Annotated in this window: 9 protein-coding genes; 5 read left to right on the top strand and 4 right to left on the bottom strand. The window is 36.0% G+C overall.

Annotation, left to right across the window (positions count from 1 at the left end; all coding sequences use genetic code 11):
• The 3 genes from Q1V95_RS06065 to Q1V95_RS06055 form a co-directional block, all read left to right on the top strand.
• Positions 1–1943 (top strand): glutamine synthetase III (locus Q1V95_RS06065; protein ID WP_300671664.1); only part of this gene is annotated, 1943 nt, incomplete at its 5' end.
• Between the two features lie 340 nt (positions 1944–2283).
• Positions 2284–2748, top strand: coding sequence for a GNAT family N-acetyltransferase (locus Q1V95_RS06060; protein ID WP_300671661.1), 465 nt, complete (start codon positions 2284–2286; stop codon positions 2746–2748).
• Positions 2749–2995: 247 nt separating this feature from the next.
• Positions 2996–3658, top strand: coding sequence for an NlpC/P60 family protein (locus Q1V95_RS06055; RefSeq protein ID WP_300671658.1), 663 nt, complete (start codon positions 2996–2998; stop codon positions 3656–3658).
• 51 nt (positions 3659–3709) lie between these two features.
• On the opposite strand, the gene Q1V95_RS06050 is transcribed toward Q1V95_RS06055, so the two are convergent.
• Positions 3710–4723, bottom strand: a complete 1014-nt coding sequence (locus tag Q1V95_RS06050) for a phosphotransferase (protein WP_300671655.1) — start codon at positions 4721–4723, stop codon at positions 3710–3712.
• An 89-nt stretch (positions 4724–4812) separates the two neighbouring features.
• On the opposite strand from Q1V95_RS06050, the gene xrtF reads away from it, so the two are divergent.
• Together xrtF and Q1V95_RS06040 are read left to right on the top strand one after the other, a co-directional pair.
• Positions 4813–5337, top strand: a complete 525-nt coding sequence (xrtF, locus tag Q1V95_RS06045) for an exosortase family protein XrtF (RefSeq protein ID WP_300671652.1) — start codon at positions 4813–4815, stop codon at positions 5335–5337.
• Positions 5324–5761 carry an exosortase F system-associated protein gene (locus tag Q1V95_RS06040; protein WP_300671649.1) on the top strand — a complete coding sequence of 146 codons (438 nt, stop codon included), beginning with the start codon at positions 5324–5326 and terminating at the stop codon, positions 5759–5761. The genes xrtF and Q1V95_RS06040 overlap by 14 nt, the downstream gene beginning before the upstream one ends.
• Here Q1V95_RS06040 and Q1V95_RS06035 read toward each other — a convergent pair.
• The 3 genes from Q1V95_RS06035 to Q1V95_RS06025 all read right to left on the bottom strand — a co-directional run bounded on the left by Q1V95_RS06035 (position 5758) and on the right by Q1V95_RS06025 (position 8358).
• Positions 5758–6762 carry a cation diffusion facilitator family transporter gene (locus Q1V95_RS06035; RefSeq protein WP_300671646.1) on the bottom strand — a complete coding sequence of 335 codons (1005 nt, stop codon included), beginning with the start codon at positions 6760–6762 and terminating at the stop codon, positions 5758–5760. The two genes, Q1V95_RS06040 and Q1V95_RS06035, sit on opposite strands and share 4 nt — an antisense overlap.
• A 77-nt stretch (positions 6763–6839) precedes the next feature.
• Positions 6840–7829 carry an aspartate-semialdehyde dehydrogenase gene (locus Q1V95_RS06030; RefSeq protein ID WP_300671644.1) on the bottom strand — a complete coding sequence of 330 codons (990 nt, stop codon included), beginning with the start codon at positions 7827–7829 and terminating at the stop codon, positions 6840–6842.
• Positions 7830–7923: 94 nt separating this feature from the next.
• Positions 7924–8358 carry a hypothetical protein gene (locus Q1V95_RS06025; RefSeq protein ID WP_300671641.1) on the bottom strand — a complete coding sequence of 145 codons (435 nt, stop codon included), beginning with the start codon at positions 8356–8358 and terminating at the stop codon, positions 7924–7926.
• Positions 8359–8400 lie beyond the last annotated feature (42 nt).

The following is an 8400-nucleotide window of genomic DNA, read 5'->3' as shown; positions in this document are numbered from 1 at the left end:
TAACGCACTACACGCACTGGTTTCAACCATTAACAGGGACAACTGCAGAAAAGCACGATTCATTCTTTACGCCAATTGAAGGTGACAGAGCTATCGAACGTTTCAACGGCGGAATGTTGATTCAGCAAGAACCAGACGCTTCTTCTTTCCCAAATGGTGGAATTAGAAATACGTTTGAAGCAAGAGGATATACAGCTTGGGATCCAACTTCGCCAGCATTTATCATGGGAACAACACTTTGTATCCCATCGATTTTTATCTCTTACACAGGCGAAACTTTAGATTATAAAACACCTTTACTACGTGCTTTAAACGCAGTTGACGAAGCTGCTACAGACGTTTGTAAAGCTTATTTCGATAAAAATGTCACAAAAGTAACACCAACTTTAGGCTGGGAGCAGGAATATTTCTTGGTAGATTCTGCCTTATATATTTCTCGTCCAGACTTGGTGTTAACGGGCAAAACATTGCTTGGACACTCACCAGCAAAAGGACAGCAATTAGATGATCATTATTTCGGATCAATTCCTACAAGAGTCATGAACTTTATGAAAGAATTGGAAATCGAATGTATGAAGTTGGGAATTCCAGTTACAACACGCCACAACGAGGTTGCGCCGAATCAGTTCGAATTGGCGCCGATGTTTGAAGAATGTAACGTTGCAGTTGACCACAACTCTTTGCTGATGGACATTATGGCGAGAATTGCACACAAACACCATTTCCATATTTTATTCCATGAAAAACCCTTCGCAGGTGTTAACGGAAGTGGAAAGCACAACAACTGGAGTTTGGCGACAGATACAGGTGAAAACCTTTTAAGCCCAGGGAAAAATCCAAAGAAAAACCTACAGTTCTTGACATTCTTTGTGAATTCATTGAAAGCTGTTCATGATTATGCAGATTTATTGAGAGCAAGTATTGCTTCAGCAAGTAACGATCACCGTTTGGGCGCTAACGAAGCGCCGCCAGCAATAATCTCTGCGTTTATCGGAAGTCAACTATTTAGCGTTTTGGAAGAACTTGAAAAAGTAACCGACGGGAAATTATCTCCAGAAGAAAAAACAGAATTAAAACTGAACGTTGTTGGTAAAATCCCTGAAATCCTTTTGGATAACACAGACCGAAACAGAACTTCGCCTTTTGCCTTTACAGGTAATAAGTTTGAAATTCGTGCGGTTGGGTCTTCTGCAAACTGTGCGGAAGTCATGACGGTGATGAATGCCATTGCTGCAAAGCAACTTCGCGTTTTCAAAAAAGAAGTTGACACACTAATCGAAGGTGGACTTAAGAAAGACGAAGCGATTTTCAATGTGTTGAGAGAATATATCAAGCAGTCGAAAACAATCTTGTTCGAAGGAGATGGTTATTCTGACGATTGGGCAAAAGAAGCTAAAAAGAGAGGTCTTAATAATCACAAAACAACACCAGAAGCGCTTAAACAAGAGTTAAATACTAAATTCTCTGACCTTTTTGAAGAGTTGGGAATTTACTCACACAGAGAATTCGAAGCAAGAAACGAAATCAAATTCGAGAAATATTCAACCGTTATCGACATCGAGGCGCGCGTTTTAGCGGATATCGCAAGAAACCACATTATTCCTGCGGCGCTTAACTACCAAAACAGATTGATCGAAAACGTAAAAGGTCTTAAAGAAATCTTTGGTGACAAGGAATTCAAAGTTCTTGGAAAAGAGCAAATCAGCTTGATTACTCAGATTTCTGAAAACGTTTCGAAAATGAAATTAGGCGTTGACGAACTTCTTAAAGAAAAAGAAGCTGCGAAAAACATCAAAGACAGCCACAAACAAGCGGAAGCTTATTGTCACAAGGTAAAACCTGTTTTTGACACCATTCGCGAAGGTTCCGACGCTTTGGAGATGATGGTTGACGACGAGCTTTGGCCGATGACCAAATACAGAGAACTATTGTTCACAAGATAAAACGAAAAGGCCTACGATTGTAGGTCTTTTTATTTGAAGCTTTTTGACCACGGCGATTGCTTTAGGAACAATTGATTTCATCGAAAAGCTTTTTATTATTTTTTTGGAGCTTTTTCCCGCTATCCACTGTATCTTTTGTCGTGTCGCTCGGACGACTCCGCTACGCTCCGTCGCCTAGCTCCACCACAAAAGGATGCCGTTCCTATCGGGGCTAGTGACTACTAACTGGTTATTGTTGATGTGTGGCTAGTATTTCGGACAAACAAACGTTTCGAGAAGTACATTAGAACTGCTTGGTTTTTGATAAGTATTCATTCAAAAAAAATTATACCTTATATATATGTATAACATCGAAATAAAGAAAACAGACTCTACAAATCCAGATTTCCAAAGTTTAGTAAAACTTTTGGATGCTGACTTAGCCATCCGAGATGGTGACGATCACGACTTCTATCATCAGTTTAACGGAATTGATTCCTTAAAGCATTGTTTGGTTTTATACAAAGACAACCAAGCAGTCGCTTGTGGTGCAATAAAATCTTACGATGATAAAACAGCCGAAGTAAAAAGAATGTTTGTGTTGGACTCTGAACGTGGCCAAGGTTTCGCTTCGCGACTTTTAAAAGAATTGGAAGTTTGGGCTTGGGATTTAGGTTACGACAAATTAATATTAGAAACAGGAATCAACCAACCAGAAGCTATTTCGCTGTATAAAAAGCTTGGTTATAGCATTATAGAAAACTATGGACAGTATAAAGATTTAGAAACGAGTATTTGTTTTGAGAAAACCTATATTGTTAAATAGATGATTTCTAACTAAAATATAGATGTTAATGATAATTGTTAAAATATCTTAAACAAAATAAAATCGCAAAGCCCCTAAAATGGTGCTTTGCGATTTGTTTTTACTTAACATTCTTATTAAAAATGTTAAAATGTGTTAAAACGAGCCTCTGATATTTCCATATGAAAAGCTCTTTTATCGGTATTCTTTAAATTTGCCTTGCATTTGAACAAAAAGAAACCTGTTTAACACGTTTAAATAAATATATATGAAGAAAAGAGTTCTGTTTTATTTAGTAGCGATCATTACGACATTCTCCCTACAATCATGTGTATCAAACTACGTTGTATCACAACCAAATACATACAAAACCGATGCCAAACTAACACCAGTTGTTGTTAAAGCTGAAACTTCTGATAACATCCAAGCTAAAAGAATGTTGGCATCTCTTAATAACGCTTCTAACTCGATCAAAGCATCGATGATTGCAGAAGCAATTAAGCACGAAAAAACAATCGACAACATATTAGACGAAGCAAGTACTTATCTAGGAACACCTTACAGATACGGTGGTACTACAAGAAGTGGAATCGATTGTTCAGCATTTGTACTTTCAGTTTTCGGAGCTGCTGCAGGTGTTAGCCTTCCAAGAGTTGCTGCAGCACAATCTCAAGAAGGTGATTCTGTTGACAGATCAGAACTTAAAAAAGGAGATTTGGTTTTCTTCTCTCATGGTAGAGGACGTATCTCTCACGTAGGTATTGTTGAAGAAGTAACTGCTGATGGTGAAATTAAGTTTATCCATTCGGCGACGTCGAGAGGAGTGATGGTCTCGTCACTTAATGATAAGTATTGGGGACCGAAGTTCCGTTTTGCAAAAAGAATCCTAAATGAAAACAGTTTAGCGCTTAACAAAGCTCAATTGAATTAAGATTAAAATAATTATACTAAAAATCCCTCCAAATTTATTTGGAGGGATTTTTTATTGAAGTAAGTTTTGTACTTTCTGTTTGGTTTCCTGTGATTCTAGTTGACTAATGACATTGAGTAGTTCTGGATACTGTTGCATATCTTGCCAATTTTTAGAAAGATCAACAATATTTTTGATGCCTTGCTCTAGGCTTTGGATAAAATGTTTTTTACGCTGTATTAGACCTCGTAAACCGTAGGCTCCCAAAACTTGTAAGTATCGCATCATAATTATCGGTTTAATGGACTTTTTGAGCGTTTCTTGCTCATTTTCGTCTGAGAACATAGAAATGTAGTAGCTAAGCATTTCTTGTTTTAGATCTTCAGAGAAATTGGCCTTGGCTTGATAAAGAAAAGAAACAACGTCGTACATCAAAGGACCAAACATCGCGCCTTGATAATCGATGAAGAAAATATCATCGTTATCATCCACCATAATATTCCTAGCTTGGAAATCTCGAATCATCAAAGCTTTGGGTTCTAAATTTGAAACTATTTTGGTTATATCCTGAAATTCTTTTAAAAGTTTTGATTTGTGATATGGAATCTCAAGAATGTCGATTAAGAAATTTTTGAAGTAGTATAAATCGTGTGTTATAGCTAACTCGTCATAAGCTTCATAATCGAATGTTTTTGTATAATCGATTTTATTGATGCTTTTTTGTTGTAAATCAAATAGTTGCTCTAGTGTTTTCTTTATAAGCGATTCAATTCTAGATGTATCAGTTTCTGTTGCGATAATTTCTGAAAGCGTGTTTTGGCCGAGATATTCTTGGATGTAAACTTGACGGTTTTCAGAAATTTTAAAAATCTTAGGTGTGTTAAGATTTAACTCCGAAAAAATCTTAGTGAAGTAAAAAAAAACTTCATTTTCTCGAATATTATCGTTGTCTGTTATCACATATTTTTTCTCATTGCAAGATGCGATGTAATTTTTGCGAGAAGAGCCACTTTGAGGCAAAGCCTTTATTTCGACGTTTTCGGATTGACAAAATGCGCTAAAGAATTCTTTGATGTTTGATTCCATAGCTACAAATTTAATATTTTAAGCTTTAAGAATGCCTAGATTAAGGAAAGATGCAAATAAATGTGTAGTTTTGTTTTATGCTAAAAGATTTGAAACCAGTTTTAAAAATTCTCCTTCGTTTTGTCGGGATATATTTGGTTTTAATTTTATTGTATCAGTTATACCTCAATAAGTTCGATAATTTTATTGTTGATCCTTTTTCGCGTTTGGTTGGAGAACAAGCCAATTGGCTTCAGAATTCTTGTGGATTTCAGTCAAATTTACAAGATGGTATTGGTGATGAAGGGATTCGATTTATTGTCCGAGGTAATTATTTGTCCAGAATGGTAGAGGGTTGCAATGCCGTATCTGTGATGATTCTTTTTGTAGCTTTTATTCTAGCATTTTACAAAGGTTTTAAAACAATTCTTTTTGTTCTTGGCGGCTTGGTGGTTTTGCATATTATGAATTTTGTGAGAATTGCTTGCCTCAATATGGTTCTAGCAGATTTCCCACAATATGGAAAAATGTTCCATGACTATATTTTTCCAGCAATTATCTACGGAACGGTGATTATCTTGTGGATTGTTTGGATTAAATTTTTTGCTTTAAAAGAAGATCATGAAACCAATTAATGTTCTTTTAATCATCCTAAGTGTTGCAGGATTAATTACTGTTCGCTTCTTAGAAGATAAGATTTTCTATGATCCTTTTTTGGCTTATTTTAAAGATGAAATAAAAGTTGGAGATTTTCCAAAGTTTGATGATACAAAGCTTATTTTGGGTTATTTGCTGAGGTTTATTCTTAATTTAGTTTTTTCAACAATAATTATTCAGAATTTATTTAGAAATAAAACATGGACAAAACAAGCCGTTGTTTTGATGCTTTTGGTTTTTGCAATTGTCTTTCCAATCTATCTTTGGTGCATTTACACAGATTTTAAGATAGGAAATTTGTTCGCTTTTTACATTCGAAGATTTGTGATTCAACCGATGACTTTACTGCTGATTGTACCGATATTTTATTACCGAAAACACTTGCAATCGAAGACAGCTTAGTTGTTAATGTCGTGTTTGTCCGGTTGTGTGATGCTGTTCGCAGTCCAAGTAACTCTTTTTTGAAATTCTTTTTCCCGTGCTGGACAATTTGCTAGTTGGCAGATTTCGCAAGATTTTGGTTTGCAATCGTCCATGTGAAAATTGAATTCTATTTGGCGCTTCACATTTTTTGCTAGAACCAAAATTACTTTTTCCATTTCTTGATGTGCTTCTCTTAACGAATAATAATAAGGAAATGTAATGTGAGCATCGATGTGAAGATTTGCACCAAACTGCTGGATTTTCATATTATGAACATCAATCCAATCGTCTTCTCTATGTTTTTCTAAAACTTCTGCGATGTTTTCGACCAAGTCAAGATCTTGCTCATCCATAATTCCGCTTAGAGATTTGCGTACGATTTTGTAGCCAACAAAAATAATGTAGGCACCAAAAGCTAAGGCAACGACAGCATCTAACCAATATATTTTGGTAAAATAAATGATGATTAAACTGACAACAACGCCACCTGTGGTAACAGTGTCCATCATCAAATGCTTGCCCGAACTTTGCAGAACAAGCGATTTTTCCTTTAAACCTTTTTGAAGAGAAATATAGCCCATTATGTAGTTGATAACTGCCGTCATAGCAACGATAAGCATTCCCCAATCCAATTTGGCTGGGACATTATTACTTAGAAGAGAATTGGCTGCTTGTACGATGATAACGATACCAGCGAAGATGATTAAAGTTCCTTCGACGCCTGAGGTTATAAACTCGACTTTTCCGTGCCCATAAGGATGATCCTCATCTTTAGGTTTTGCAGCTACATAAAGGGCGTAAAGTCCCATGAAAGCGGCAATGATGTTGACGATACTTTCCATCGCGTCAGAAAACACAGCATCAGAATTGGTAAGACGCCAAGCGACGAGTTTGCCGATAAAAAGGATAATTCCGACTATCGCGATATTGCGTTGAAATCTAAAATTTTTTTTGCTGATATTTTGACCAGTAGGACTCATAAGTTTGAAAAAGGAATTGACTATTGTTTGGTTAATCTAATAATAAAAAAATGCTCACTTTCGGGTGAGCATTTGGTTTATACTAATTTCTTATCTAGAAGATATTCAGCGATTTGTACTGCGTTGGTTGCAGCGCCTTTTCGGAGGTTATCTGCAACAATCCAACAGTTGAGTGTTTTTGGTTGTGAAATATCTCTTCGGATTCTTCCAACAAAAACATCGTCTTTTCCCTCAGCCATTAATGGCATTGGATATTGGTTATTTTTAACATCATCCAAAACAACAATTCCTGGTGTTTCGGAAAGGACTTTTTTAACTTCATCAAGATCAAATTCGTTTTCGAATTCGATATTAACACTTTCAGAATGTCCACCTTGTACTGGTACTCTAACAGCAGTCGCCGTCAAATTAAAGCTGTCGTCGCCCATAATTTTTTTAGGCTCTTTCATTAATTTGATTTCCTCTTTGGTGTAATCGTCATCTGCAAATACGTCGCAGTGTGGCAACGCATTTTTGAAAATTTGATAAGGATAAACTTTGTCTACGTCTTTACCTTCAATCTCGGCATTCAATTGATCAACAGCAGCTTTTCCAGTTCCTGTAACCGATTGATAGGTCGAAACTACAACGCGTTTGATGTCGTATTTTTTATTTAATGGATCAAGCACCATAACCAACTGAATAGTAGAGCAATTCGGGTTTGCAATAATTTTGTCTTCTTTTGTCAAAACACTTGCATTGATTTCTGGAACCACCAATTTCTTTGTTGGATCCATTCTCCAAGCAGAAGAATTGTCAATTACAAAAATGCCCGCTTCTGCAAATTTTGGTGCCCATTCTAGTGAAGTGCCACCACCAGCTGAGAAGATTGCGATTTCCGGTTTCTTGTCAATAGCAGTTTGCATGGATACTACTTCATACTCTGTTCCTTTGTATTTGACCTTGCTGCCAATAGATCTTTCTGAAGCTACTGGAATTAGCTCGGTTACAGGGAAGTTTCTTTCCTCAAGAACTTTCAACATCACTTGTCCTACCATTCCGGTAGCGCCAACTACTGCTATTTTCATTGAATTAAATAAAGGTTTTAAAGATTATTTATTAAATGATTACAAAATTAGAAGTGTAAAATTAATAACTCATAATTTGTAATTCAAAATTATTTTAAGCTCCGAATACTCTAGTCCAAGGGAAAGCGAATGCAAATAGAGCAATGGCTAAAATTCCCATGATAACTACTTTTAGGTTGATTGTTTCGGCAGTTTTAACTTTTTTGTTGATAATCGTCATTAAGATTACGCATATAATCATAGAGAATGGATGTTCAACAAATGTTTCTCTGTTCCCATCTTTCATTAATTCTCCTGCAGCAAGGACAGCTTTCAGTCCAGGTGATGTGAATAGAATAACTATTCCAACTAACAATTGAATGTGGAAGAAAATCATGGTAAACAAAGTTGTTTTCTTTAGGAAATTGTTGACTTTGCCACTGTAACCAAACATGGTCATTAATAAGGCTACTAAGAATAAGGCAACTAACAAAAGCTCTAAATAAGCGAATCCTTTGTGTGCATGTAATAAAATGTTGTAAAATCCCATAGTCTTCTATTTTATGTTAACAAAGATAACAAAAATCCCGAC

This window comes from Soonwooa sp., from assembly GCF_030151385.1.
Taxonomy (GTDB): domain Bacteria; phylum Bacteroidota; class Bacteroidia; order Flavobacteriales; family Weeksellaceae; genus Soonwooa.
The sequence above is the reverse complement of the archived record's forward strand: the minus strand, read 5'-3'. Positions and strand labels throughout refer to the sequence as shown.

Coding starts and splice junctions, on each gene's coding strand:
- Q1V95_RS06035 (WP_300671646.1), bottom strand. CDS start 6,762: ATGAGTCCTACTGGTCAAAATATCAGCAAAAAAAATTTTAGATTTCAA.
- Q1V95_RS06050 (WP_300671655.1), bottom strand. CDS start 4,723: ATGGAATCAAACATCAAAGAATTCTTTAGCGCATTTTGTCAATCCGAA.
- Q1V95_RS06030 (WP_300671644.1), bottom strand. CDS start 7,829: ATGAAAATAGCAGTAGTTGGCGCTACCGGAATGGTAGGACAAGTGATG.
- Q1V95_RS06040 (WP_300671649.1), top strand. CDS start 5,324: ATGAAACCAATTAATGTTCTTTTAATCATCCTAAGTGTTGCAGGATTA.
- Q1V95_RS06025 (WP_300671641.1), bottom strand. CDS start 8,358: ATGGGATTTTACAACATTTTATTACATGCACACAAAGGATTCGCTTAT.
- Q1V95_RS06060 (WP_300671661.1), top strand. CDS start 2,284: ATGTATAACATCGAAATAAAGAAAACAGACTCTACAAATCCAGATTTC.
- Q1V95_RS06055 (WP_300671658.1), top strand. CDS start 2,996: ATGAAGAAAAGAGTTCTGTTTTATTTAGTAGCGATCATTACGACATTC.